Source organism: Pseudomonas typographi, assembly GCF_014694385.1.
Taxonomy (GTDB): Bacteria; Pseudomonadota; Gammaproteobacteria; order Pseudomonadales; family Pseudomonadaceae; genus Aquipseudomonas; species Aquipseudomonas typographi.
The window spans coordinates 36,658-61,659 of the sequence record NZ_JAAOCA010000004.1 but is presented as its reverse complement, the minus strand read 5'-3'; the positions used below and the strand labels follow the sequence as shown (position 1 = coordinate 61,659).

24 protein-coding genes are annotated in these 25,002 nt (G+C 60.4%); 21 read left to right on the top strand and 3 right to left on the bottom strand.

The window, feature by feature from the left end; genetic code table 11:
• Window positions 1-106: 106 nt before the first annotated feature.
• The 9 genes from edd to HAQ05_RS03880 all read left to right on the top strand — a co-directional run bounded on the left by edd (window position 107) and on the right by HAQ05_RS03880 (window position 10,985).
• Window positions 107-1,936, top strand: a complete 1,830-nt coding sequence (gene edd / locus HAQ05_RS03920) for a phosphogluconate dehydratase (protein WP_190417605.1) — start codon at window positions 107-109, stop codon at window positions 1,934-1,936.
• On the top strand, window positions 1,933-2,883 hold the full coding sequence (locus HAQ05_RS03915; protein ID WP_190417603.1) for a glucokinase: 951 nt from the start codon (window positions 1,933-1,935) through the stop codon (window positions 2,881-2,883). Before edd ends, HAQ05_RS03915 begins: the two co-directional genes overlap by 4 nt.
• A 99-nt stretch (window positions 2,884-2,982) precedes the next feature.
• Window positions 2,983-3,702 carry a response regulator gene (locus HAQ05_RS03910; RefSeq protein WP_190417601.1) on the top strand — a complete coding sequence of 240 codons (720 nt, stop codon included), beginning with the start codon at window positions 2,983-2,985 and terminating at the stop codon, window positions 3,700-3,702.
• 22 nt (window positions 3,703-3,724) lie between these two features.
• Window positions 3,725-5,143 carry an ATP-binding protein gene (locus HAQ05_RS03905; RefSeq protein ID WP_238936458.1) on the top strand — a complete coding sequence of 473 codons (1,419 nt, stop codon included), beginning with the start codon at window positions 3,725-3,727 and terminating at the stop codon, window positions 5,141-5,143.
• Between the two features lie 126 nt (window positions 5,144-5,269).
• Entirely contained in the window at window positions 5,270-6,547 is a 1,278-nt protein-coding gene (locus tag HAQ05_RS03900; RefSeq protein ID WP_190417597.1) for an ABC transporter substrate-binding protein, read from the top strand.
• A gap of 80 nt (window positions 6,548-6,627) precedes the next feature.
• Window positions 6,628-7,539 carry a carbohydrate ABC transporter permease gene (locus tag HAQ05_RS03895; RefSeq protein WP_190417595.1) on the top strand — a complete coding sequence of 304 codons (912 nt, stop codon included), beginning with the start codon at window positions 6,628-6,630 and terminating at the stop codon, window positions 7,537-7,539.
• Window positions 7,532-8,377, top strand: coding sequence for a carbohydrate ABC transporter permease (locus HAQ05_RS03890; protein WP_190417593.1), 846 nt, complete (start codon window positions 7,532-7,534; stop codon window positions 8,375-8,377). The genes HAQ05_RS03895 and HAQ05_RS03890 overlap by 8 nt, the downstream gene beginning before the upstream one ends.
• A 3-nt stretch (window positions 8,378-8,380) precedes the next feature.
• Window positions 8,381-9,535 (top strand): ABC transporter ATP-binding protein, encoded by a 1,155-nt coding sequence (locus HAQ05_RS03885; RefSeq protein ID WP_190417591.1) that lies wholly within the window; start codon window positions 8,381-8,383, stop codon window positions 9,533-9,535.
• A gap of 154 nt (window positions 9,536-9,689) precedes the next feature.
• Window positions 9,690-10,985: a carbohydrate porin gene (locus tag HAQ05_RS03880; protein WP_238935023.1), complete on the top strand. Its 1,296-nt coding sequence runs from the start codon at window positions 9,690-9,692 to the stop codon at window positions 10,983-10,985.
• Between the two features lie 88 nt (window positions 10,986-11,073).
• Here HAQ05_RS03880 and HAQ05_RS03875 read toward each other — a convergent pair whose 3' ends face one another.
• Window positions 11,074-11,928, bottom strand: a complete 855-nt coding sequence (locus tag HAQ05_RS03875; protein ID WP_190417902.1) for a transcriptional regulator HexR — start codon at window positions 11,926-11,928, stop codon at window positions 11,074-11,076.
• A 191-nt stretch (window positions 11,929-12,119) separates the two neighbouring features.
• Between HAQ05_RS03875 and zwf the strand changes: the two genes are divergently transcribed.
• Genes zwf through HAQ05_RS03860 form a run of 3 tightly spaced genes read left to right on the top strand, consistent with a single transcriptional unit; the run spans window position 12,120 to window position 14,969 of the window.
• Window positions 12,120-13,586, top strand: coding sequence for a glucose-6-phosphate dehydrogenase (gene zwf, locus HAQ05_RS03870; protein WP_190417587.1), 1,467 nt, complete (start codon window positions 12,120-12,122; stop codon window positions 13,584-13,586).
• Entirely contained in the window at window positions 13,558-14,289 is a 732-nt protein-coding gene (pgl, locus tag HAQ05_RS03865) for a 6-phosphogluconolactonase (RefSeq protein ID WP_190417585.1), read from the top strand. The genes zwf and pgl overlap by 29 nt, the downstream gene beginning before the upstream one ends.
• Before the next feature lie 17 nt (window positions 14,290-14,306).
• Complete coding sequence (locus tag HAQ05_RS03860; protein ID WP_190417583.1) at window positions 14,307-14,969, top strand: bifunctional 4-hydroxy-2-oxoglutarate aldolase/2-dehydro-3-deoxy-phosphogluconate aldolase; 663 nt, start codon at window positions 14,307-14,309, stop codon at window positions 14,967-14,969.
• A gap of 40 nt (window positions 14,970-15,009) precedes the next feature.
• On the opposite strand, the gene HAQ05_RS03855 is transcribed toward HAQ05_RS03860, so the two are convergent.
• Window positions 15,010-15,234 (bottom strand): DUF3820 family protein, encoded by a 225-nt coding sequence (locus HAQ05_RS03855; protein ID WP_190417580.1) that lies wholly within the window; start codon window positions 15,232-15,234, stop codon window positions 15,010-15,012.
• A 199-nt stretch (window positions 15,235-15,433) separates the two neighbouring features.
• Here HAQ05_RS03855 and HAQ05_RS03850 point away from each other — a divergent pair, with 199 nt between their 5' ends.
• Window positions 15,434-15,889 (top strand): PA2169 family four-helix-bundle protein, encoded by a 456-nt coding sequence (locus HAQ05_RS03850; RefSeq protein WP_190417578.1) that lies wholly within the window; start codon window positions 15,434-15,436, stop codon window positions 15,887-15,889.
• Between the two features lie 307 nt (window positions 15,890-16,196).
• A complete protein-coding gene (locus HAQ05_RS03845) occupies window positions 16,197-16,484 on the top strand; it encodes a hypothetical protein (RefSeq protein ID WP_190417576.1) in 288 nt (95 codons plus the stop codon).
• Here the strand turns inward: HAQ05_RS03845 and HAQ05_RS03840 are convergent, their stop codons facing one another.
• Window positions 16,485-17,378, bottom strand: a complete 894-nt coding sequence (locus HAQ05_RS03840) for a chemotaxis protein (RefSeq protein ID WP_190417574.1) — start codon at window positions 17,376-17,378, stop codon at window positions 16,485-16,487.
• 327 nt (window positions 17,379-17,705) lie between these two features.
• Between HAQ05_RS03840 and HAQ05_RS03835 the strand changes: the two genes are divergently transcribed.
• The 7 genes from HAQ05_RS03835 to alaC all read left to right on the top strand — a co-directional run bounded on the left by HAQ05_RS03835 (window position 17,706) and on the right by alaC (window position 25,002).
• A complete protein-coding gene (locus HAQ05_RS03835) occupies window positions 17,706-18,218 on the top strand; it encodes a disulfide bond formation protein B (RefSeq protein ID WP_190417572.1) in 513 nt (170 codons plus the stop codon).
• Between the two features lie 552 nt (window positions 18,219-18,770).
• Complete coding sequence (cyoA, locus tag HAQ05_RS03830) at window positions 18,771-19,709, top strand: ubiquinol oxidase subunit II (RefSeq protein ID WP_190417569.1); 939 nt, start codon at window positions 18,771-18,773, stop codon at window positions 19,707-19,709.
• Between the two features lie 3 nt (window positions 19,710-19,712).
• Complete coding sequence (gene cyoB, locus HAQ05_RS03825; protein WP_190417568.1) at window positions 19,713-21,734, top strand: cytochrome o ubiquinol oxidase subunit I; 2,022 nt, start codon at window positions 19,713-19,715, stop codon at window positions 21,732-21,734.
• A gap of 4 nt (window positions 21,735-21,738) precedes the next feature.
• Window positions 21,739-22,362: a cytochrome o ubiquinol oxidase subunit III gene (locus tag HAQ05_RS03820; protein WP_190417566.1), complete on the top strand. Its 624-nt coding sequence runs from the start codon at window positions 21,739-21,741 to the stop codon at window positions 22,360-22,362.
• Window positions 22,362-22,694, top strand: a complete 333-nt coding sequence (gene cyoD, locus HAQ05_RS03815; RefSeq protein ID WP_190417564.1) for a cytochrome o ubiquinol oxidase subunit IV — start codon at window positions 22,362-22,364, stop codon at window positions 22,692-22,694. Before HAQ05_RS03820 ends, cyoD begins: the two co-directional genes overlap by 1 nt.
• Before the next feature lie 11 nt (window positions 22,695-22,705).
• Window positions 22,706-23,596: a heme o synthase gene (cyoE, locus tag HAQ05_RS03810; protein WP_190417562.1), complete on the top strand. Its 891-nt coding sequence runs from the start codon at window positions 22,706-22,708 to the stop codon at window positions 23,594-23,596.
• A gap of 164 nt (window positions 23,597-23,760) precedes the next feature.
• Window positions 23,761-25,002 (top strand): alanine transaminase, encoded by a 1,242-nt coding sequence (gene alaC, locus HAQ05_RS03805; RefSeq protein WP_190417560.1) that lies wholly within the window; start codon window positions 23,761-23,763, stop codon window positions 25,000-25,002.

Genomic DNA, 25,002 nt, shown 5'->3' with positions numbered 1-25,002 from the left:
TGCAGCGAGGGATGAAGTTGAATCGTTTCAACGACCGTCGATCACCTCTGTGCAGTCAATTTCCGCGGCACGCCACCAGGTCACCCCCCTTAGCCTGGAGTCCCACATGCATCCCCGCGTCCTCGAGGTCACCGAACGGCTGGTGCAACGCAGCCGAGCCACTCGCCAGCGTTACCTACAGATGATCGACGCCGCTGCCAGCGATGGCCCGCAGCGCGGTAAGCTGCAATGCGCCAATTTCGCCCACGGGGTTGCCGGTTGTGGCGCCGACGACAAACACACGCTGCGCTTGCTCAACGCCGCCAATGTGGCGATCGTGTCGGCCTATAACGACATGCTGTCGGCGCACCAGCCTTATGAAACCTACCCGGCGCTGATCAAGCAGGCGTTACGCCAGGTGCATTCGGTGGGGCAGTTCGCCGGGGGCGTGCCGGCCATGTGCGACGGGGTAACCCAAGGCGAGCCCGGTATGGAGTTGGCGATCGCCAGCCGGGAAACCATTGCGTTGTCTACCGCGGTAGCGCTGTCGCACAACATGTTCGATGCTGCGTTGTGTTTAGGGATCTGCGACAAAATTGTGCCCGGGCTGATGATAGGGGCGCTGCGCTTTGGCCATCTGCCGACGATTTTCGTGCCCGGTGGGCCGATGCCATCGGGGCTTTCCAACAAAGAAAAGGCCGAAGTACGCCAGCGCTATGCCGAAGGCAAGGCCAGCCGTGAAGAGCTGCTGGCCTCGGAGATGAAGTCTTACCATGGCCCTGGCACCTGTACGTTCTACGGCACCGCCAACACTAACCAGTTGGTGATGGAAGTGATGGGGCTACACCTGCCGGGCAGCTCGTTCGTGAACCCGAATACCCCGCTGCGCGATGCCTTGACCGTCGAGGCGGCGCAGCAGGTGACCCGCCTGACCAAAGCCAATGGCGACAGCTTCATGCCTTTGGGGCGTATCGTCGATGAGCGCGCCTTGGTCAATGCCACGGTGGCCCTGCATGCCACTGGCGGTTCCACTAACCACACCCTGCATCTGCCGGCCATCGCCATGGCGGCCGGTATCGAGCTGACCTGGCAAGACATGGCCGACCTGTCCGAAGTGGTGCCGACCTTGTCGCACGTGTACCCCAACGGCAAGGCCGACATCAACCACTTCCAGGCCGCCGGTGGCATGGCGTTTCTCATCCGGGAGCTGCTCGGTGCAGGCTTGCTTCATGAAAACGTCAACACCGTCGCCGGCCCCGGCCTGCAACGCTACACCCAAGAGCCGTTCCTGGCGGGTGGCGAGTTGGTGTGGCGCGAAGGGCCTGCGCAGAGCCTCGATGAAACCATTTTGCGGCCCGTGGCGCGGCCATTCTCCACCGAAGGCGGTTTGCGCGTGATGGCCGGCAACCTCGGCCGCGGGGTGATGAAGGTCTCGGCGGTGGCGCATGAACACCAGGTGGTCGAGGCCCCGGCACGGGTGTTCGAAGACCAGGCGCAACTGGCCGATGCGTTCAAGGCCGGCGAGTTGGAGCAGGACGTGGTGGCGGTGGTGCGCTTTCAAGGGCCAAAGGCCAATGGTATGCCCGAACTGCACAAAATGACGCCGTTTCTTGGGGTGCTGCAAGATCGCGGCTTCAAGGTGGCACTGGTCACCGATGGGCGGATGTCGGGCGCCTCCGGTAAGATCCCGGCGGCGATCCACGTATGCCCCGAGGCGGTCGATGGTGGCCCCCTGGCGTTCGTGCGCGATGGCGATATCATCCGTGTCGACGGGGTGAACGGCACATTGCAAGTGCTGGTCGAACCCTCCGAGCTGGCTGCTCGGGAACAGGCTCAGCCATCCGTCGACAGCAGCGTGGGTTGCGGGCGTGAGCTGTTCGGCTTCATGCGCATGGCGTTCAGCTCGGCAGAGCAGGGGGCTAGCGCGTTCACATCGGCTTTGGGAGCCTTGAAATGACATTGGCACTGGTGGGCGATATCGGCGGCACCAACGCACGCTTTGCCCTGTGGGAAAACGACGCGTTGCACTCGGTGCAGGTATTTTCCACCGCGGATTACACCAGCCCCGAACAGGCCATTGGTGAGTACTTCAAAGCCAAGGGGCTCGCGCTTGGGGCGGTTGGCCAGGTATGCCTGTCGGTGGCCGGGCCGGTCGATGGCGATGAGTTTCGCTTTACCAACAACCACTGGCGCCTCAGCCAAAAGGCCTTTTGCAAGACGCTTCAGGTGGCGCACCTGCGCCTGGTCAACGACTTTACCGCCATGGCGCTGGGCATGACCCGGCTCAAGGAAGGGGAATACCGTAGCGTGCGCGAAGGCCGTGCCGACCCCAGCCGCCCGGCGGTGGTGATCGGCCCGGGCACCGGGCTGGGCGTCGGCACCTTGCTCAACTTGGGTGAGGGGCGCTGGATGGCCCTACCCGGGGAGGGCGGGCACGTTGACTTGCCCGTGGGCAATGCCCGCGAAGCGCGGTTGCGCCAGCACATCGAGGGCTTGATCGGGCATGTCAGTGCCGAAACCGTCTTGAGCGGTGGCGGGTTGCTACGGTTGTACCAAACGATCTGCGCCGTCGACGCTCATGTACCGAAATTCGCCACGCCCGCCGAGGTGACCCAGGGCGCACTGGGCGGCGACCCCGTCGCATTGCAGACCATTGACCAATTCGCGCGGTTTTTGGCGCGGGTGGCGGCCAACAACGTGTTGACCGTCGGCGGCCGGGGCGGGGTATACATCGTGGGCGGGGTGATCCCGCACTTTATCGAGCTGTTCCTCAATAGTGGGTTCAACGACGCCTTCGACGACAAAGGCTGCATGAGCGATTACTTCGAGGGTATTCCGGTGTGGGTGGTCACGGCCCAGTTCTCCGGGTTGATCGGTGCTGGGGTAGCGCTAGGGCAACCGTGAATGAATGGCCTGGGCGCTCGACAACGGCCGGGCCAACCCCTAATCTGCGCACAACAAGAATAGCGGGCACGATGCTCCACCATCTCGCAGGGCTGAACCTTGACCACTGCTGGCAAATCCATCCTGCTGGTCGACGACGACCAGGAAATCCGTGAGCTGCTGCAGGCCTACCTGGGCCGCGCCGGGTTCGGCGTGCGTGCCGCGGCCGACGGTGAACAGTTCCGAACCCAATTCAACCAAAGTGCCCCGGACCTTGCCATCCTCGATGTGATGTTGCCGGACGAAGACGGCTTCAGCTTATGCCGTTGGGTACGCCAGCACCCACGCCAGCCCCATGTGCCGATCATCATGCTCACCGCCAGCTCCGACGAGGCCGACCGCATCGTGGGCCTGGAGCTGGGCGCCGACGATTACCTGGGCAAGCCGTTCAGCCCGCGCGAGTTGCAGGCACGGATCAAAGCACTGCTGCGCCGTGCGCAATTCGGCCAGGGCCCGGGCGGCGATATACTGGCGTTCGACGACTGGCGGCTCGATACCATCAGCCACCGGTTGTTCCACATCGATGGCGAAGAGGTGATGCTCTCGGGCGCCGACTTCGCTCTGCTCAAATTGTTTCTCGACCACCCCCAGCGGGTTCTCGACCGTGACACGATCGGCAATGCCACGCGCGGGCGTGAGCCGATGCCACTGGATCGCATCGTCGATATGGCGGTGAGCCGCCTGCGCCAGCGCCTGCGCGATACCGACAAGCCGCCGCGGCTGATCCGTACCGTGCGTGGCAGCGGTTATGTGCTGGCGGCCCAGGTTGCGCCTGCTTAGGCCGCGTTCGCTGCTGGGGCGCATGCTGCTGCTGACGGTACTGGCAGTATTGCTGGCCCAAGGGCTTTCCAGCGCGGTGTGGCTGTCGCAGTTGCGCGCCAGCGAGCGCGAAGGGCTGGTCAACAGTGCCCGCAGCCTGGCCCGCTCGATGGCCGCCAGTGCTGGTTATTTTCGCTCATTGCCGGTGGCCTACCGGCCGCTGGTACTGGACCAACTGCGCAGCATGGGCGGCACCCGGTTCTTTACCTCGCTCAACGACCGCGCCTTGGCCATGCAGACCCTGCAGCCCACACCCCGTAGCCGGGCGGTGATCGAAGCGGTCAGCCAAGTGCTGCAGCACCAGCTAGGCAATGAGCTGGACATCTCCGTGGTATTCGTAAGCCCCGATGAACTGCGCCTATTCAACAGTGGCCTGAAGCTTGATGAGTTGCCCCGTTCGTGGGCGTATTACGCGCTGACCTTGGAGCCGCTGAACCCGCCGGTGCTGGTCACCCAAATTCGTTTGAACGAGGGCGAATGGCTGTTTATCGCCTCACTGCTGCCCGAGCCCTATACCAGCCTCGAAGAAGAACATTTGCCCAGCTCCCAGGTGTGGTTCCTGATGCTCACCGGCGCTTTTTTGCTGGTGGCCATCGGGCTGCTGGTGCATTGGCAAAGCCGCCCACTCAAACGCCTGGCTCGCGCCGCGCGCGACCTATCGCTGGGCGATGACGCGGTGCCGTTGGATGTGAGCGGGGGCGGCAGCGAAGTGGTGGAGGTGGGCCGGGCGCTGAACACGCTGCGCCAGCGCATCAGCCGCTACCTGACCGAACGCAGCCAATTGTTCAGTGCCATTTCCCATGATTTGCGCACGCCGATCACGCGTTTGCGCCTGCGTGTGGAACTGCTCGAAGACGAAGCCCTGCAGGCGAAGTTCATCCGTGACCTGGACGAGCTCGACCTATTGGTCAAAGGTGCGCTGCAGTGCGTGAAAGACACCGATATCCACGAAAACATCGAACCGGTTGACCTAAACCACACCCTGTTATGCCTGATCGAACCGTATTTGGCGCCGGAGGGCGATGGTCGCGTGACGCTCAAGGGCCGCGCACGCTGGCCCTACCTGGGCAAGCCGCTGGCGCTCAAGCGCTGCATGGGCAACCTGATCGACAACGCGCTCAAATATGGCCACCGTGCCCACCTGCTGATCGAAGACGACGTGCACCAGTTCATCCTGCATGTAAGCGATGAAGGCCCGGGCGTGCCCGAGCAGCGTTTGGAAAAAGTATTCGAGCCGCATTTTCGCCTGGCCGGGCGGCAGCAAGGCTATGGCCTCGGGCTGGGCATCGCGCGCAATATCGCCCACAGCCACGGCGGAGAGGTGACGTTGCAGAACCTCCCGGCGGGCGGGTTGCGGGTGACCCTAAGCCTGCCGCGGCGGGAACCGACAGCACCGGCTTGAATTCAATGTCACCAAGCTGTGACATTTTCCTTGCCCTTCGTTACCTACGACGTGAAAAAGCGTGGTTAAACTCGACCAGCGCTAGTCGTTTGGCTTGCAACAAATAAAAACAACAAAGGATTCGTTATGAACGCCATTACCCGTTTGGCTACTGCTGTTTCCCTTGCCTCCTTGTTCCCCCTCGCCGCCAGCGCTGCCGATGACAAAGGCACGATCGAGGTCACCCACTGGTGGACCAGCCCGGGCGAGAATGCCGCGATGGAGGTGTTGCGCAATCAGGTCAAGGCCGATGGCTACACTTGGAAAGACAACGCTGTAGCCGGTGGTGGTGGCTCCACGGCGATGACCGTACTCAAGTCCCGCGTAGTGGCGGGCAACCCACCCGGTGCGGCGCAGATCAAGGGCCCAGACATTCAAGAATGGGCAAAGGCAGGGTACCTGATCCCGGATAACGGCCTGGACGACGTGGCCAAGGAAAATAATTGGGACACGCTGCTGTATCCTACTGCGGCCAAGATCGTGCAGTACGGCAACCATTACGTGGCCGTGCCGTTCAATATCCACCGGGTGAACTGGTTGTGGATAAACCCCGAGGCTTTCAAGAAGGCCGGCATCGCCAAGCCGCCGACCAGCCTCGAAGAACTGTACGATGCTGCGGCAAAATTGCAGCAGGCCGGTATCACCCCAATCGCCCTGGGTGGGCAGCCTTGGCAGGATTCGACGCTGTTCGAAAGCGTGGTGCTGGCGGTCATGGGGCCTGAGGGCTACCACAAGTCGTTCGTCGACCTCGACCAGGCCACCCTGACTGGCCAGAAAATGGCCGATGCCTTCGCGGCGCTGAAGAAGCTCGCCGGCTACATGGACCCTAACCGCAGCGGCAAAGACTGGAACCTCACCACCGCCGACGTCATCAACGGCAAGGCTGGCATGCAACCGATGGGCGACTGGGCCAAAAGCGAATGGACCGCCGCCAAGAAAGTCGCTGGCAAGGATTACCTATGTGTGCCATTCCCAGGCACCGCCGGTAGCTACACGTACAACGTCGATTCATTGGCAATGTTCAACGTCAAGAACAAAGGCACCCTGGCCGCCCAGCGAGACGTCGCCAAGATCGCCTTGGGTACGCAATTCCAGACCGTGTTCAACCAGAACAAAGGGTCGATCCCGGTACGTAACGACATTGACATGAGCCAATTCGACAGCTGCGCCCAGGCCTCGGCCAAAGACTTCGCAGAAGCTAGCAAGGATGGCGGTGCCCAGCCGAGCATGGCGCACAATATGGCCACCAACTTGCCTGTGCAGGGCGCGGTGTTCGATGTGGTCACGAACTTCATCAACGACAAAAACGCTGACCCGGCCAAGGCGGCCCAGCAATTGGGCGCCGCCATCAAGGCCGCCCAGTAAGCGCAGCCCAGCCCGAAAGGAAGCCCGGGCGGCACTGCCGGGCCTCCTCGCGTGGCGTACATTATCGTGAGAACGTATCGATGAATTCCGTCGTTGCACTGCCCAGGGCAACCCCTGTGCTCGACCGCTTGCAGCGTTGGCTGCCCAAGTTGGTGTTGGCGCCGAGCATGGTGGTGATCTTGGTGGGTTTTTATGCCTATATCGGCTGGACGCTCGTGCTGTCATTCACCAGCTCAAGCTTTGTGCCCAACTACACCTTCGTAGGCCTGGCCCAGTACTGGCGCCTGTGGGATAACGACCGCTGGTGGGTGGCGAGCAAGAACCTGGTCATTTTCGGCGGCCTGTTCATCGGTATAAGCCTGGTCGTTGGGGTGCTGCTGGCGGTGCTGCTTGACCAACGAATCCGCCGGGAAGGTTTTATTCGCACCGTGTATCTCTACCCGATGGCGCTGTCGATGATCGTCACCGGCACCGCCTGGAAGTGGCTGCTTAACCCCGGCATGGGGCTGGATAAACTGCTGCGTGACTGGGGTTGGACGGGTTTCACCTTCGATTGGCTGATCAACCAGGACCGGGTGATCTACTGCGTGGTGATCGCCGCGGTATGGCAGGCCTCGGGCTTTATCATGGCGATGTTCCTGGCGGGCCTGCGTGGTGTCGACGGTTCGATCATCCGTGCGGCGCAGGTCGATGGCGCGAGTTTGCCCACGATCTACCTGAAAATCGTGCTGCCGAGCCTGCGCCCGGTGTTCTTTAGCGCTTTCATGATCCTGGCGCACATCGCCATCAAGAGTTTCGACCTGGTCATGGCCATGACCGCCGGCGGCCCGGGTTATGCCTCGGACTTACCTGCGGTGTTCATGTACTCGTTTACCTTCAGCCGGGGGCAAATGGGCATGGGCTCGGCCAGTGCCATGCTGATGCTCGGGGCGATCCTGGCCATTCTGGTGCCTTACCTGTATTCGGAATTGCGAGGCAAGCGCCATGACTAGTGCGGTGCTCAAACCTGGGCTTACCCCCAGCCGCGTATTGATCTACGCGGTACTGATCCTGGCCTGCCTGATGTACCTGGTGCCACTGGTGGTGATGCTGCTCACCAGTTTCAAAACCCCGGAAGACATCAACAGTGGCAACTTGCTTACACTGCCGCACGTATTCAGCACCCTTGGCTGGGTGAAGGCCTGGGCCACGGTGAGGGGCTATTTCTGGAACTCGGTAGCCATCACCGTGCCGGCCGTGCTGATCTCCACCGCAGTGGGCGCACTCAATGGCTACGTGTTGTCGATGTGGCGCTTTCGCGGCTCGCAGCTGTTCTTTGGCTTGTTGCTGTTCGGCTGTTTTCTACCGTTCCAGGCGGTGCTGCTGCCGGCCTCATTCACGCTCGGCAAGATGGGCCTGGCCAACACCACCGCCGGCCTGGTAGTGGTGCACGTGGTCTATGGGCTGGCGTTCACCACATTGTTCTTTCGCAATTTTTACGTGAGCGTGCCCGAAGCCTTGGTGAAGGCTGCGCGGCTCGATGGCGCCGGCTTCTTTACGATCTTCGGGCGTGTGCTGCTGCCGATGTCGGTGCCGACCATCATGGTGTGCGTCATCTGGCAATTCACCCAGATCTGGAACGACTTTCTCTTCGGGGTGGTGTTCGCCAGCGGCGACGCGCAACCGATCACCGTAGCCCTTAACAACCTGGTCAATACCACCACGGGTGTCAAGGAATACAACGTGGACATGGCTGCGGCAATGATCGCCGGGCTGCCGACCCTGCTGGTGTATGTGCTGGCGGGCAAGTATTTCCTGCGTGGGCTCACCGCCGGCGCGGTCAAGGGGTAAAGCATGGCAACGCTCGAACTGCGCAATGTGAACAAAACCTACGGCAGTGGCCTGCCGGACACCCTCAAGGACATCCAGCTGAAAATCGCCGAAGGCGAGTTTCTGATCTTGGTAGGCCCTTCGGGCTGCGGCAAGTCTACCTTGATGAACTGTATCGCCGGGCTGGAAAACATCAGCGGTGGGGCGATCCTGGTCGATGATGCGGACATCAGCCAGATGAGCCCGAAGGACCGTGACATCGCGATGGTGTTTCAGTCTTACGCGCTGTACCCGACCATGACGGTGCGGCAGAACATCGAGTTCGGCTTGAAGATCCGCAAGGTGCCCAAGGCGCAGATCGACCAGGAAGTGGAGCGGGTCGCCAAGCTGCTGCAGATTGAGCATTTGCTGGCACGCAAGCCCGGCCAGCTCTCCGGCGGCCAGCAGCAGCGGGTGGCCATGGGCCGTGCGCTGGCGCGGCGGCCGAAGATCTACCTGTTCGACGAACCACTGTCGAACCTCGACGCCAAGTTGAGGGTAGAAATGCGTACCGAGATGAAGTTGATGCACCAGCGGCTCAAGACCACCACCGTGTATGTGACCCACGACCAGATCGAGGCCATGACCCTGGGTGACAAAGTGGCGGTCATGAAGGACGGCATCATTCAACAATTCGGTACGCCCAAGGAAATTTACAGCGAACCGGCTAATCTGTTCGTGGCGAGCTTTATCGGTTCACCTCCGATGAACTTCATCCCGGTAAAGCCGGCGGGTGGGCGCGGCCGCTGGCACGTGCCCCTGGCCACCGACCTCGGCCAGCTAAGCCTGCCGCTGGCCGCTGGCGACGCCGACCTGGACCAGCGCGAGCTGATTCTGGGGCTGCGCCCCGAGCAACTCGCGCTGGCCGCCGAGGGCGACAGCGCGGTACTGCAGGCGCGGGTCGAGGTGACCGAGCCCACAGGCCCGGACACCTTGATATTCGTGACCATCAACGGCACCAAGGTGTGTTGCCGACTGGCGCCGGACCTGGCGCCGGCGGTAGGGGAGATGCTCAAGCTGAGTTTCGATGCTGGCAAGGCCTTGCTGTTCGACGCTAAAACCGGTGAAAGGCTGGCCCGCGAGAGCAAGACCCCGGCCGAGGGTTCGGCCGGTAACGTGGCGCAGTTCAGGGGGCGCTGAGCCCTGCCAGGTGGCCTGTCACCCGGCACTGTTGTGCTGCGATAACAACAAAAACCGCAATAACAATAATGAGGGTGATCAAGGGATGAACAAGCAAATTTATACCCGTGCCAAGCCTGCCCAGTTGGCCCGTGGGCTTTGTGTGGTCGGTGCCATGGGCCTTGCGGCCAGCGTGCAGGCCGCAGGGGATACCGGCCAATTCGACGCCTCGCAGTACGCCACCGGCGACTGGGGCGGCCTTCGCAGAGAACTCTACGATAAAGGCTACGACTTCACCCTGGAGTACGTCGGTGAAGCAGCGAGTAACCTTGACGGCGGTTACAACGACGACACCACTGCCCGCTACAGCGACCAACTCGCCCTGGGCGTGAAAATGGACTTGGATAAACTCCTCGGCTGGCATGGGGCGGATTTTCGCTTCACCGTGACCGAACGTAGCGGCCGCAATATTGGCAATGACCGCATCAGCGACCCACGCGCCGGCATGTTCAGTTCGCCGCAGGAGGTCTGGGGCCGGGGCCAGACCTGGCGCTTGACCCAACTGTGGTACCGCCAGCGTTTTATCGACGACAAACTCGACATCAAATTTGGCCGTTTCGGCCCAGGTGAGGACTTCAACAGTTTCCCTTGCGATTTCCAGAACTTGGCATTTTGCGGCTCGCAGGTGGGTAATTGGGTCAATGTCTGGTACAACTGGCCGGTCAGCCAATGGGCTGCGCGGGTGAAATGGAACTTCACCCCCGAGTTCTATGCCCAGGTCGGGGCGTATAACCAGAACCCTTCCAACTTGGAAACGGGCAATGGCTTCAAGCTCAACGGCAGCGGTACCAAGGGCACTATCTTCCCGGTAGAGGCGGTGTGGTCGCCCAAGGTCAACGGGCTGCCGGGCGAATACCGCCTGGGTTACTACTACAGCAACGCCAAGGCCGACGATGTGTACGATGGCGCCGATGGGCAGGCCCAGGCCCTGACCGGTGGCAACTTCAAAAGCCATGGCAGCAAGCACGGTTGGTGGGTGGTGGCCCAGCAACAGGTGACCTCGCACCACGGCGATAACAGCCGCGGCCTGAGCCTGTTCGCCAATGCCACGGTGCATGACAAGGCCACCAACGTCGTCGATAACTACCAGCAGGTGGGGCTTGTGTACAAGGGTTTGTTCGATGGCCGGCCCAAGGATGCCATCGGCGTGGGCATCGCCCGCATCCACGTGAACGACGACGCCCGTAAACGCGCTGAATTGCTTAACACGGTGAGCGGCATCGACGACTACGACAACCCCGCCTTCGTGCCGGTACAAGACACCGAGTACGACGCCGAGATCTACTATGGCGTCCACGTGACCAATTGGCTGACCGTGCGGCCCAACCTGCAGTACATCAAGCACCCTGGTGGTGTGGATGAGGTCGATAACGCACTGGTTGCCGGCCTGAAGTTGGAATCGAAGTTCTAAGCCACCGTGGCGCCCCGTGGCTTCATGGCCCGGCCCTGATACCGGTCCACGGGGCGCCATCAGGCGGCAACGCCACTGTGCAGCCTATTCAACCCTGTTCCAGCGGGTACCGGCTGGCGTTCAAACTTTCCTTGATTTTGCGTAAGTGCGGCTGGAAGTCGGTGCCGCGGCGCAGGGTCATGCCCGTAGCCAACACGTCCAATACCGTGAGCTGGATGATGCGCGAGGTCATCGGCATGTAGATGTCGGTATCCTCCGGCAGCGGAATGTTCAAGCTCAGGCTGCAGACTTTGTCCAGCGGCGAGCCGGCAGCGGTCAGCGCCAGCACCGAGGCGCCGTTCTCCCGCGCGGTGCGCGCCACCTCTACTAATTCGCGGGTACGCCCGGTGTATGAAATGATCACGAACAGCTCCCCGGTATGGGCAACCGACGCCAGCATACGTTGCATCAACACGTCGGCATGGGCGCTAACGGCCAGGTTGAAGCGAAAAAACTTATGCAGCGCATCCTGTGCCACTGGCGCCGAGGCGCCCAGGCCAAAGAAATGAATCTGCCGGGCCTGGATCATCATGTCGACCGCGCGGCTGACCTGGCGCGGGTCGATCTGCTGCCAGGCGCTGTCGAGCGAGGCAATGGCGCTGCCAAAGATTTTTTGTGTGTAAGCCGCCGGGTCGTCGTCGGCCGCTACCGCCCGGCTTACATACGCGGCCCCGCTGGCCAAGCTTTGCGCCAGTTGCAGTTTGAGTTCCGGGTAGCCGCTCACGGCGAAGGAACGGCAAAAACGGTTCACCGTGGGTTCGCTGACCTTGGCTGCCTGAGCCAGCGCGGCGATACTGAAGCGGGTGGCCTGTTGCGGGTTGTGCAGGATCACTTCGGCGACTTTGCGTTCGGCCTTGTTGAGTTCATCGAGGCGTTCCTGGATTTGCTCGAGGAGGTTACGCACTCGGTCCATTACGGGCTCCTTGGGCTAAGAATACGGCTGTCGTCTGCGGTGGTCTATCGTACTGAGGGGCCACCTCAATCACCACCGGTATGTATCATAGCGGTGCAATGTTGTTTTATTACTACATTTCGCCTTGAAGGTTGCCCCGCAAACCGGTAATACTTGTTCAACTTGATAAAGAAACCAAAATCATGCTTTCGATTTCCGAACCTTGCACGTTTGCCCTGTTCGGCGCCATGGGCGACCTGGCACTGCGCAAGCTGTTTCCCGCCCTTTACCAGCTCGACCGTGCCGAACTGCTGCACGAACACACCCGCTTGCTGGCGTTGGCCCGGGAACCGGGTGACGCGGCGTTTCATTTGAACGAAATCGAAGAACACCTCAAGGAATTCGTACCCGCGGCACAGCTCGATGAGGGGGTATTGGCGCGCTTCAAAGCGCGGCTGGATTATGTACACGTCGATTTTCTCAAGGCCGACGATTACACCCACCTGGCGGAACGGATCGGCGAGGCGGCAACCGTGATCGCCTATTTCGCCACCCCCGCGGCCGTGTACGGCGCGATTTGCGAAAACCTGGCCCAGGCCGGCCTCGCCGAGCGTACCCGTGTGGTGCTGGAAAAACCCATCGGCCACGATTTGGCTTCCTCGCGCACGGTCAATGATGCGGTGGCGCGGTTCTTTCCGGAAAACCGCGTATACCGTATCGACCATTACCTGGGCAAGGAAACCGTCCAGAACTTGATCGCGCTGCGCTTTGCCAACAGCCTGTTCGAAACCCAGTGGAACCAGAACTATATCTCCCACGTCGAGATTACTGTGGCCGAAAAGGTCGGTATCGAGGGCCGTTGGGGCTATTTCGACAAGGCTGGCCAATTGCGCGACATGGTGCAGAATCACCTGGTGCAGTTGCTGTGCCTGATCGCCATGGACCCGCCGGCGGAGTTGTCGGCCGATGCCATTCGCGATGAGAAGGTCAAGGTGCTTAAGGCACTGCAACCGATCACCGGGGAGGCGCTGCACAGCCAGGTGGTGCGTGGCCAGTATATTGCCGGTTATAGCGAAGGCCGGGCGGTGCCGGGTTACCTGGAAGAAGAAAACTCCAACCCGCAAAGCGACACCGAAACGTTCGTTGCACTGCGGGCGGATATCCGTAACTGGCGTTGGGCAGGGGTGCCGTTCTACCTGCGCACCGGCAAGCGGATGCCGCAAAAGCTGTCGCAAATCGTGATTCACTTCAAGGAACCCCCGCATTACATCTTCGCGCCGGAGCAGCGCATGCAGATCAGCAACAAGCTGATCATTCGCTTGCAGCCGGACGAAAGCATTTCGTTGCGGGTGATGACCAAGGAGCAAGGCCTGGACAAAGGGATGCAACTGCGCAGCGGGCCGCTGCAGTTGAATTTCTCCGATGCCTACCGCAGTGCGCGGATCCCTGACGCGTACGAGCGGCTGCTGCTGGAAGTGATGCAGGGCAATCAAAACTTGTTCGTTCGTAAAGACGAAATCGAATATGCGTGGAAGTGGTGCGATCAACTGATCGCCGGCTGGAAAAAAGCCGGGGATGCGCCCAAGCCTTATGCGGCAGGGTCTTGGGGGCCGATGAGCTCGATTGCATTGATTACCCGCGATGGGAGGTCCTGGTATGGCGATATCTGAACTGCAACTGCCACAAGGCGTGGCCCCGCACGAATTCCCCAGCCCGCCGGTGCTGGCCGAGGCCCTCGCCGAGGTGGTCAGCGCACGGTTGCGCGAGGCCATTGAAGCCCGCGGGCAGGCCGGCCTGGTGGTATCTGGCGGGCGCAGCCCGGTGATGTTCTTCCAAGCCCTGGCGCGCCAGCAGTCACTGGACTGGAACCACGTGACCATTACCCTGGCCGATGAACGCTGGGTGCCGGTGGCACACCCCGACAGCAATGAGGGGCTGGTCAGGCGCTACCTGCTGCAAGGCCCAGCGAGCAAGGCGCGCTTTATCGGCCTGTACCAGGCCAGTGACAGCCAGGAGCAGTCTGCGCTGGCGGCCGACCAAGCGCTGGCCGGGCTGGCGGGCATCGACGTATTGGTGTTGGGCATGGGCGACGACGGCCACACCGCTTCATTGTTCCCCAACAGCCCAGGCTTGGCTGCGGCATTGGCCGAGAGCAGCGCGCGCCGCTGCGTGGCGATGCAGGCCCCAAGCGTGCCACACCAACGCCTGAGCATGACCCGCGCACTGCTGGCCAGTGCGCGTTATCCCATTCTGTCCATTCAAGGCCAGGGCAAACTCGACACACTGCGCGCGGCGCTGGCCGGCGGCGAGATCGCCGAAATGCCCGTGCGTGCGTTTCTTCATTCGCCGTTGGATATTTTCTGGTGCCCATGACCCAAGGATCAGTAGCCATGACGCCTGAACAACAAACCCGCATGTCGGAAAAGGTCAAGCAGATCGACGCGCTCGCGGCGCGTGCGAAGATTTTGCCGGTGATCGTAATCAATGCCGAAAGCGAAATCCTACCGCTGGCCGATGCACTGGCCGCGGGCGGCCTGACCGTGTTGGAAGTCACGTTACGGTCGCAGTATGGGCTGAAGGCGATCAAGCTTCTGCGCGAACACCGGCCTGGTTTGCTGGTGGGCGCCGGTACCGTACTGGACCGCACCATGCTCAAGGCAGTGGAACAGGCCGGTGCGCAGTTTGTCGTCACCCCGGGCTGCACGCAAGACATGCTCGAGGCCGGCGTAGACAGCCCGGTGCCGCTGCTGCCAGGGGTGGCCAGCGCCTCGGAAATCATGATGGGCTATGCCTTGGGTTACCGCCGCTTCAAGCTGTTCCCGGCTGAGGTCAGCGGCGGTGTCGCCGCTATCAAGGCGTTTGCCGGGCCCTTTGGCGATGTGCGCTTCTGCCCCACCGGTGGGGTGAATACCGGCAATTTGAACACCTACCTGGACCAGCCCAACGTGATGTGCGTGGGTGGCACCTGGATGCTCGACAAGGCTTGGATACAGGCCGGCCACTGGGCCCAGGTGGAGCAATGCAGCCGTGAGGCCTTGGCGTTGCTGGATTAATGTTTCTTCGGGGTGTGCTCGCCTCACTCGGTGCGCGTGGTCAGCGCACTTTTTTTTGCTCGCGCAATGGCGCCAGTAGGCCGCGAAGGCCGTTATGGTCAACCTCATGCATCAAGGCCAGCAGTGTGCCCAGTTCGCCCCTGGGGAAGCCTTGGCGGGCGAACCATGCCAGGTAGTGCCCAGGCAACTCGGCAAGCAGGCGCCCCTGGTATTTGCCGTAGGGCATGGTGCGGGTGACCAGCAGTTCAAGTAATTGAGGGTTCATTGGTTGGTACGTTAATAGTTTGAAGTGAGCGCGAATAAACTTGCATTTTGCAATGGGCTTTTCAAGCGCATCATGCAGAACAACGGCTTTAAAAATTCAACCGCAATCATAACACACTGTTTTAAAAGGCTTTATTTTTTTTATATATTTGGCACGCGGCCTGCAATGTTTGTAGTTATCCCAACAGGAGGGCCGAAGAATGACCGACTCAGTCAAAGACACCATCAAAGTATTGAATAATCTTATCGAAACCAGCAAAGACGGGCAGGAAGGCTTTAAAACCTGCGCTGAGGATGTCAAAAACGCCGAATTGAAAGCACTGTTTATCAAACGTGCTGAAGAGTGTTCCAAGGCTGCAGGTGAATTACAAGCCGCCGTCACTGAATTGGGCGGCTCGCCGGAAGACTCCACCAGTGTAGTCGGTGACATTCACCGCTACTGGGTAGACCTTAAGTCGCGGATCACCGGCCAAAGCGAAGAGGCCATCCTCAATGAAGCCGAACGGGGTGAGGATGCAGCGTTGAAGGCTTATAAAGAGGCTTTAGCGAAGCCCTTACCCGCTAATGTTTACACCCTTATCGAACGCCAGTTCCACGGCGTACAGCGTAACCACGACCAGATCAAGGCGTTACGCAATATTGCTCGTGCCAGCTGATACTGGCCCTTTGCATGGCGCCGGTTAGCCCCGGCGCTTTTTTCCCCTTACAGCGGGGCCTTGGCGGTGTGCCATGCCTCCAAGGCCTGCAGTCGTTATGGCATTTGGGGCGGCGCTCGCGGAACAGCTGGCGGAACATAGTGTTAACGCGCATGTATCCGCGCGCCAGCATGGCACTTTGCTCGGATGCTGAAACGATACCCCTATTTTTCTCCTGTTTTCCTACAGCACTGTCGGAATCGTCCAATAGAACCCGTACACGAGAGCAACCAAACTGCTGGGCGTCATAAACAGATGAGAGCCGGCGATGTTCAGCCCTGTTTTGCGTTTGCTGTTCGGTGCCCCCCTGCTTCCTATCACGGTGCTGGGCCTCTATGGGGCGGTACTTGCGCTAACCCTGCATTCATTGCCCAGGGCCCAGTGGGCCTTGGGCCTTCTGCCGTTAGGGCTGTTGTTGGCGCTGGCGCAGGGTCGTGCAGCCTGCCGCTGCTTGGCGTTGCTGATGCTGATCCTGGCGGCGGCCCTCGCCGCTCAGGGCAGCGAGGGGTTGGTGCAACGGTTGCTGGGTGCGGCCGCGTTTTTGATCTGCCTATGATCAGGCCGGGAACACAACCCGGGCGGCGCGCACCAGGCTGTTGGTCAGTTCGGGCGACGAAAACTTGGTCAGCACCGCATTGGCGCCGGCTATTCGGGCTTTTTCCGCATTCATGGTGCTGTCCAGCGACGTATGCAGCAGAATGTAGAGGCCCTGGAAGTCCGGCGTTTCGCGCAGGGTACGGGTAAGGGCGTAGCCGTCCATTTCGGACATCTCGATGTCTGAAACCAGGAGGTTGATCTGCTCAGGGCCACCTTGCAATTCGAGCAGCACGTCCATCGCTTCCCGGGCGCTCCGTGCCGTGCGGCAGTGTAGGCCCAAGTTGCGCAACGCCAGGGTCGATTGCTGCAACGCCACCTGGCTATCGTCTACCACTAGAATGCGAGCCCGCGCCAGGCGCTCGGCATCCGCCGCGCTCAGCACGTCGGCGGCCTGCTCGATCTGCGAAGGGGTAACGGTGTGGATCACTTTCTCGATGTCCAGCACCTGCACCAGTTGCCCGTCCACCTGGGTCACGCCGGTAATGAACGAGCGATCGCCTGTTGCATAGGGGCGGGGGCGGATGTCGGTGGTCAGGCAATGTATGATCCGGCTCACCGCCTGCACGTGCAGGCCCTGCCGCGAGCGGCTCACGTCGGTTACGATCAAGCAGCCTTGTTCTGGGTTGGCCAAGGGGCTTTCGCCGATGGCGCGGCTGAGGTCGATCACTGACAGCGGCACGCCACGCAGGGTCGCCACGCCTTTGACATGAGGATGCGCTTCGGGCAGGCGGGTCAACCGTGGGCACGGGATGATCTCGCTGACCTTTAGCAAGTTAATGGCCATTAGCTTGCCGCTGCGCAGGGTAAACAGCAGCAGCGACAGGGCATCGGCATGGGCGTTGGCAGTTGGCATGCGACGGTTCACCAGGGTTGATAGCCTGCTATCGGCGGCCATGCGGCAAGCTTTAGGCCGGGTAGCTGTATTCATACCTAACCTGGCGCCCCAGGCGTAGGCTGCGCACGGTCGGCTGCCGGGCGCAGTGCCCGAGCACACTGCTTAACGCGTCGATTCTTTTGCGAACGCCCGGGGGCGCCACATTGGCCACTGTGGTAGGCCTCATGGTCGTATAGAAGGCACGGTGGTTAACGCCGCTTTAATAGGCTGTCTCTTAACTGCCAATGGCGTTCGGTGATACCGTAGCTGCCTTTTGCCTACCCAGTCGGAGCCTAGGGATGCCTCATGAGTGAGCTGAAATTGCGATTGGCGCGTGAACGGCGCTTTCTGGTGCTGCTGGGGCTGATTTGCCTGGCGTTGATCGGCGGCGCGCTCTTCATGCAACACGTGTTGGGCGAGATGCCGTGCCCGCTGTGCATCCTACAGCGCTATGCGCTGTTATTGATCGCCGTGTTCGCCTTTCTCGCTGCGGCCATGCCGGGTAAGCGCAGCATCACGCTGTTCGAAGTGTTGGTAGTGCTTAGCGCCCTCGGCGGGGTAGCGGCTGCCGGCAACCATGCCTGGGTGCTCGCTCACCCGCTGTCGAGCTGTGGCGTCGACACCCTGCAACCGATCGTCGATGGCTTACCGTTGGCCAAATGGTTGCCGCAGGTGTTCGAGGTGCAGGGCTTTTGCACCACGCCCTACCCGCCGGTACTGGGGTTATCGTTGGCGCAGTGGGCATTGTTGGCCTTCGTGCTCACGCTGCTGCTGGTGCCGCTGGGCGTTATCCACAACCGCCGGCGGGCGGTGTCATAAATCGTGCCGAAGGCTGGCAATGCCCTGCATTGGCGCAGGGGCATGGTTCGCCCCAGCGCGCTACCTCAAAACGCTGAAGCGCCCGATTTCAAAGGGCTTCAGCCCCTCTCGAGCAGGTGCGACATCGTGTCGCAAGGGGTTGAAAATGCGCTGGATTGTTGCATACTTCAGAAGTAACTGTTGCTATATAAGCCATATTCAATGTGGGGTTAGCTCACTACAATCGCGGCAATTTCTGCTCGGGCTATGCTCTGCGAGCCGCTAAACTCAAGGCAATGGCGCTTGATATAGGCGTTTCGACGGCCCCCGTGGAAGGCCGGGTAGATACCCTTCATGATTGCCCGCACCAAAAGGATTTGGGGCGCGAATGGGCGACTTGCCTATAATCGACGAGTCACAGCAAGAGACCGTACCGAACAGGTCTGCCTACCGCAGTAACCGGTCTGTAGGCACGCCCGTCATCAATCTCGAGAAATGCTGACGCTTGGCAGGACGAAGTGTTGGCGATCACAACACACATTGCATTGAAGCAAGCTGCTTAGAGGTCGTGAGATGAGTAAAAAGCGTTACCCCAGACTATTTGGCATATTGCCGTTCACCGGCATGCTTTTTCTCAGTGGGTGCGACTGGACCCTGCTCAACCCGAAAGGGCAGGTCGGTATCGACGAGAGAAACCTGATCCTCATCGCTTTCACGCTGATGCTGCTGGTCGTCGTTCCGGTCATCATCATGGCCCTGGCGTTCGCCTGGAAATATCGCGCTTCCAATAAAAGCGCCACCTATGCACCTGAGTGGGCTCACTCCACTAAAATCGAGATGGTCGTGTGGGGCATCCCGCTGCTGATCATCCTGGCGCTGGGCACGGTCACCTACGTGTCGACCCACCACCTCGACCCCTATCGCCCGCTTGACCATGAAGCCAAGCCGGTGACCATCGAGGTGGTATCGCTCGACTGGAAATGGGTATTCATCTACCCAGAACAAGGTATCGCCACGGTCAACAAAATCGTGTTCCCGGCCAATACCCCAGTCAATTTCCGCATTACTTCCGACTCGGTGATGAACTCCTTCTTCATCCCCGCGCTGGGCGGCCAGATTTACGCCATGGCCGGCATGACCACGCAGCTGCACCTGATCGCCAACGAGAACGGCGAGTTCGACGGCATTTCCGCGAACTACAGCGGCGCGGGCTTCACCGGCATGAAATTCAAGGCGGTGGCCACCTCCCAGGCCGATTTCGACTCCTGGGTCAATGAAGTGAAAGGTTCGTCTAAAACGCTCGATGCGGCAACGTACGATGCACTGGTCAAACCGAGCGAGAATAACCCTGTCGAGTTGTACGCCTCGTATGCCCCCAACCTGTTCCAGACCATCGTCGACAAGTACGAAGGCATGAACCCAGGCAAGGGCCATGGCGAGCATAAAGGCGAAACGGCCGACATGGGCGGGATGGACATGAGCACGCACGCAGCTGCAGGGGCAGAGGAGTAAGAGATGTTCGGTAAACTAAGTCTGGAAGCGATACCCTTCCATGAACCGATAGTGATGGTGACCCTTGCCGTCGTTGCGGTTCTGGGGTTGGGTGTCGTGGGTGCCATCACCTACTTCAAGAAGTGGGGTTACCTGTGGACCGAATGGTTCACGTCGGTAGACCACAAGAAAATCGGCGTAATGTACATCGCTGTCGCGGTGGTCATGCTGCTGCGTGGGTTCGCCGACGCCATCATGATGCGGTCCCAGTTGGCCGTCGCCACCGGCGGCTCCACGGGCTACCTGCCGCCGGAGCACTATGACCAGATCTTCACCGCTCACGGTGTGATCATGATCATTTTCATGGCGATGCCGTTCATGATCGGCCTGATGAACATCGTCGTGCCGCTTCAGATCGGTGCCCGCGACGTCGCCTTCCCGTTCCTGAACTCGGTGAGCTTCTGGTTCTTCGTGGTCGGCGTGTTGCTGGTGAACATCTCCCTGGGCGTTGGCGAATTCGCGAAGACCGGTTGGGTGGCCTATCCACCACTGGCGGGCTTGCAATACAGCCCCGGGGTTGGCGTCGACTATTACATCTGGGCCCTGCAGATCTCCGGCCTGGGTACGTTGCTGACGGGCGTCAACTTCATCGTCACCATCTTGAAGATGCGTGCCCCCGGCATGACCCTGATGAAGATGCCTGTCTTCACCTGGAACTGCCTGTGCACCGCGATCCTGATCGCTGCCTCCTTCCCGATCCTGACCGCTACCTTGTTCCTGCTCTCGCTTGACCGTTATCTGGGCATGCACTTCTTCACCAACGAGCTTGGTGGCAACCCGATGATGTACGTCAACTTGTTCTGGGCGTGGGGTCACCCAGAGGTGTACATCCTCATCCTGCCAGCGTTCGGCGTGTTCTCCGAAGTCACCTCGACGTTCTCCAAGAAGCGCCTGTTCGGTTATGTTTCGTTGGTCTGGGCGACGGTGGCGATTACCGTGCTGTCGTTCATCGTTTGGCTGCACCACTTCTTCACCATGGGTTCGGGTGCCAACGTCAACGCCTTCTTCGGCATCATGACGATGATCATCGCGGTGCCTACGGGTGTGAAAATCTTCACCTGGCTGTTTACCATGTACCGCGGGCGCATCGAGTTCAAATCACCGATGCTGTGGACGGTGGGTTTCATCGTGACCTTCAGTATCGGCGGTATGACCGGCGTACTGCTGGCTGTTCCGGGCGCTGACTTCGTACTGCACAACAGCCTGTTTTTGATTGCCCACTTCCACAACGTGATCATCGGCGGCGCGGTATTCGGTTACCTGGCGGGCTTCGGCTTCTGGTTCCCGAAAGCGTTCGGTTTCACCTTGAACGAGCGTTGGGGCAAGGCTTCCTTCTGGTTCTGGCTGGTGGGCTTCTACCTCGCGTTCATGCCGCTGTACGTGCTGGGCTTCATGGGTATGACCCGTCGCCTGAACCACACCGACAACCCGGATTGGACCCCTTGGCTGCACATCGCCATGCTGGGTGCGGTGATCATTGCCCTGGGTATTGCTTGCCAACTGATCCAGCTCTACGTCTCGATCCGCGACCGCCACCAGAACGCCGACCTTACCGGCGACCCATGGGATGGTCGTACCCTGGAATGGTCGACTTCCTCGCCGCCGCCGTTCTACAACTTTGCCCAAGTACCCGCGGTTTCCGACCTCGACGCCTACTGGGGCATGAAGGAGCGCTCTCAGGCCACCGAGAAGACGGCTAACTACCAGCCGATCCACATGCCTCGCAACACCGGCATGGGCGTACTGATGGCAGCGTTCAGCCTGATCTTTGGCTTCGCCTTCATCTGGCACATCTGGTGGGCTGTTGGCGTGGGCTTCGTGGGCATGATCGTTACCCTGATCGTGCGCAGCTACGACGATGACATCGACTACTACGTACCAGCCGATGAAGTCGCCCGTATCGAAGCTGAGCATTTGAAAACATTGGCAAACGCCAACGCTGGCCTGGCTGGTGAGCGCGTTAACTCCTCGATGGAGAAGGCTTAACACAATGTCCAATACAGTACTGCACGGTGATGTTGCCCACGGCCACGACCATGGGCACGATGACCACCATGACGCCGGGGGCGTGACCGTCTTCGGCTTCTGGATCTACCTGATGACGGACTGCATCCTGTTCTCGTGCCTGTTCGCCGCTTATGCGGTGCTATCAGGCAACGTGGCAGGCGGCCCTTCAGGCCATGAAATCTTCGAACTGGATTACGTCCTGGTCGAGACCTTCCTGTTGCTGTTCAGCTCGATCACCTTTGGCTTCTCCATGCTGGCGATGCATAAGGGCAACAAGAGCGGCGTGTTGCTGTGGTTGTTCATCACTTTCCTGTTTGGCGCCGGCTTCATCGGCATGGAAATCAATGAATTCCACAAGCTGATCGGGGAGGGCTTCGGCCCTGACCGGAGCGGTTTCCTCTCGGGCTTCTTCACCCTGGTAGGCACCCACGGGCTGCACGTGAGCAGCGGCTTGCTGTGGATGGCGGTATTGATCGCGCAGATCTCCAAAAAAGGCCTGACCGCTACCAACCAGACGCGCATGAGCTGCCTGAGCTTGTTCTGGCACTTCCTGGATGTGGTCTGGATCTGCGTGTTCACCGTTGTCTACCTGATGGGGGCCCTGTAATGGCTAACTCCAATCATTCCGCCGGTGGCGCCAGCCACGGCAGCTTCAAGTCGTACATGGTTGGCTTTGTGCTGTCCGTGATCCTGACGGTGATTCCGTTCGGCCTGGTGATGTTCCCGTCGATGTCCAAAGACGCGATCCTCGCCATTATCCTGGTGTTCGCAGTGGTGCAGGTGATCGTTCACCTGGTGTACTTCCTGCACCTGGATCGGTCGTCGGAGCAGCGTTGGAATGTGATTGCCTTCATTTTCTCGGCAGTCATCATCGCGTTCCTGGTGGGCCTGTCGCTATGGATCATGTTCAGCATCCATCACTTCATGATGGCGAAGTAAGGAAAGCTCGCATGTCCATTAAGCACTTTATCCAAATCACCAAACCGGGGATCATTTTCGGTAACGTGCTTTCAGTGGCAGGCGGCTTCTTCCTGGCCTCGCAAGGGCATGTCAATTTTGCCCTTTTCCTGGCCGCGATTATCGGCACGTCGTTGGTCGTTGCCTCCGGTTGCGTGTTCAACAATTGCATCGACCGCGACATCGACGTGAAGATGGAGCGCACCAAAAACCGCGCCATGGTCCAAGGCTTGGTGCCGATCAGGCTGGCCCTGGCCTATGGCGCGGTGCTCGGTGTGGCGGGGTTGGCGCTGCTGTACTGGCGCGCTACCCCGCTGGCTGCACTGTTCGCGTTGATTGGGTTCGTCATCTATGTAGGGTTCTACAGCCTGTACCTGAAGCGCAAGTCGGTCCATGGCACCCTGGTGGGTAGCTTGTCTGGCGCCATGCCTCCGGTGATTGGCTATGTGGCGGTCAGCAATAGCTTCGACCTGGCCGCGCTGACCTTGCTGGTGATGTTCAGCCTGTGGCAGATGCCGCATTCTTACGCGATTGCGATCTTCCGCTTCAACGACTACCTGGCCGCCTCGATTCCGGTGTTGCCGGTCAAGCGTGGCATTCTGGTAGCCAAGAAGCACATCCTGCTCTATACCCTGGCCTTCCTGCTCGCTACGTTGATGCTCACCTTCGGCGGTTATGCCGGCATGAGCTACCTCGCGGTGGCAGCGGCGATGGGCATGTACTGGCTGTACATGGCTTGGACGGGCTACAAGGCCACCGACGACCGTGTCTGGGCACGCAAGCTGTTCGTGTTCTCGATTTTCACCATCACCGCGCTGAGCGTGGCGATGTCTCTGGACTTCAAGGCTCCGAGCGAATTGCTGCTGACGTACGCGGTGCCGTAAGCGGTACGCCCTTTCACAGAAGCCCGGCCTTGCGCCGGGCTTTCTGTTCAGGGGGCTTTATCGCTAGACAACACAGCCACCCTGCCGGTATGTTGCGCACAGGCCCACCCAAGGGCCTGCGTCGCTCGGACGGTTCCGGGCGCTTACGTCATATCGAGGGCACCATGGCCGACCTGCGTCCGCCGCGCCGCTTTGCGCGCATTGATCGTCTCCCCCCCTACGTTTTCAATATCACCGCCGAGTTGAAGATGGCCGCGCGCCGCCGTGGCGAAGACATCATCGACTTGTCCATGGGCAACCCCGATGGCGCAACCCCGCCGCACATCGTAGAAAAACTCGTCAGTGCCGCGCGGCGTGAAGATACCCACGGGTATTCCACCTCGCGTGGCATCCCCCGGTTGCGCCGCGCGATTTCACATTGGTACGCCGAGCGTTATGGTGTGGCCATCGACCCTGAAAACGAAGCGATCGTGACCATCGGCTCGAAGGAAGGGTTGGCGCATTTGATGCTGGCTACCCTCGACCAGGGCGATACGGTACTGGTGCCCAACCCCAGTTACCCTATCCATATCTACGGAGCAGTGATCGCCGGCGCCCAGGTACGCTCGGTGCCATTGGTACCGGGTGTGGATTTCTTCAACGAACTGGAGCGGGCGATTCGTGAGTCCATTCCCAAGCCCAAGATGATGGTCTTGGGCTTCCCGTCCAATCCCACGGCGCAATGTGTCGAACTTGACTTCTTCGAGCGGGTGGTGGCATTGGCCAAGCGCTACGATGTGCTGGTGGTGCACGACTTGGCTTACGCCGACATCGTCTACGACGGCTGGAAGGCGCCGTCGATCATGCAGGTGCCCGGTGCCAAGGACATCGCCGTGGAGTTCTTCACGCTGTCCAAGAGCTACAACATGGCCGGCTGGCGTATCGGCTTCATGGTCGGTAACCCAGAATTGGTAAGCGCCTTGGCGCGGATCAAGAGCTACCACGACTACGGCACCTTCACGCCGCTGCAGGTGGCCGCCATCGCGGCCCTTGAGGGTGACCAGCAGTGCGTTCGCGACATCGCCGAGCAGTATCGCCAACGCCGTAACACGCTGGTCAAAGGGCTGCACGAAATCGGTTGGATGGTCGAGAACCCCAAGGCATCGATGTACGTCTGGGCGAAGATCCCTCCGGCTTATGCGCACCTGGGGTCGTTGGAGTTCGCCAAGAAGCTGTTGGCAGAGGCGAAGGTGTGCGTATCGCCCGGCATCGGTTTCGGTGACTACGGCGACGACCACGTGCGTTTTGCCTTGATCGAGAACCAAGATCGCATTCGCCAGGCGGTGCGGGGCATCCGCCAGATGTTCCGTGCCAGTGGCGTCGAGCCGCCGGCCAAGGCCCTGCGCAAAGCGCGTATCACCGAATAA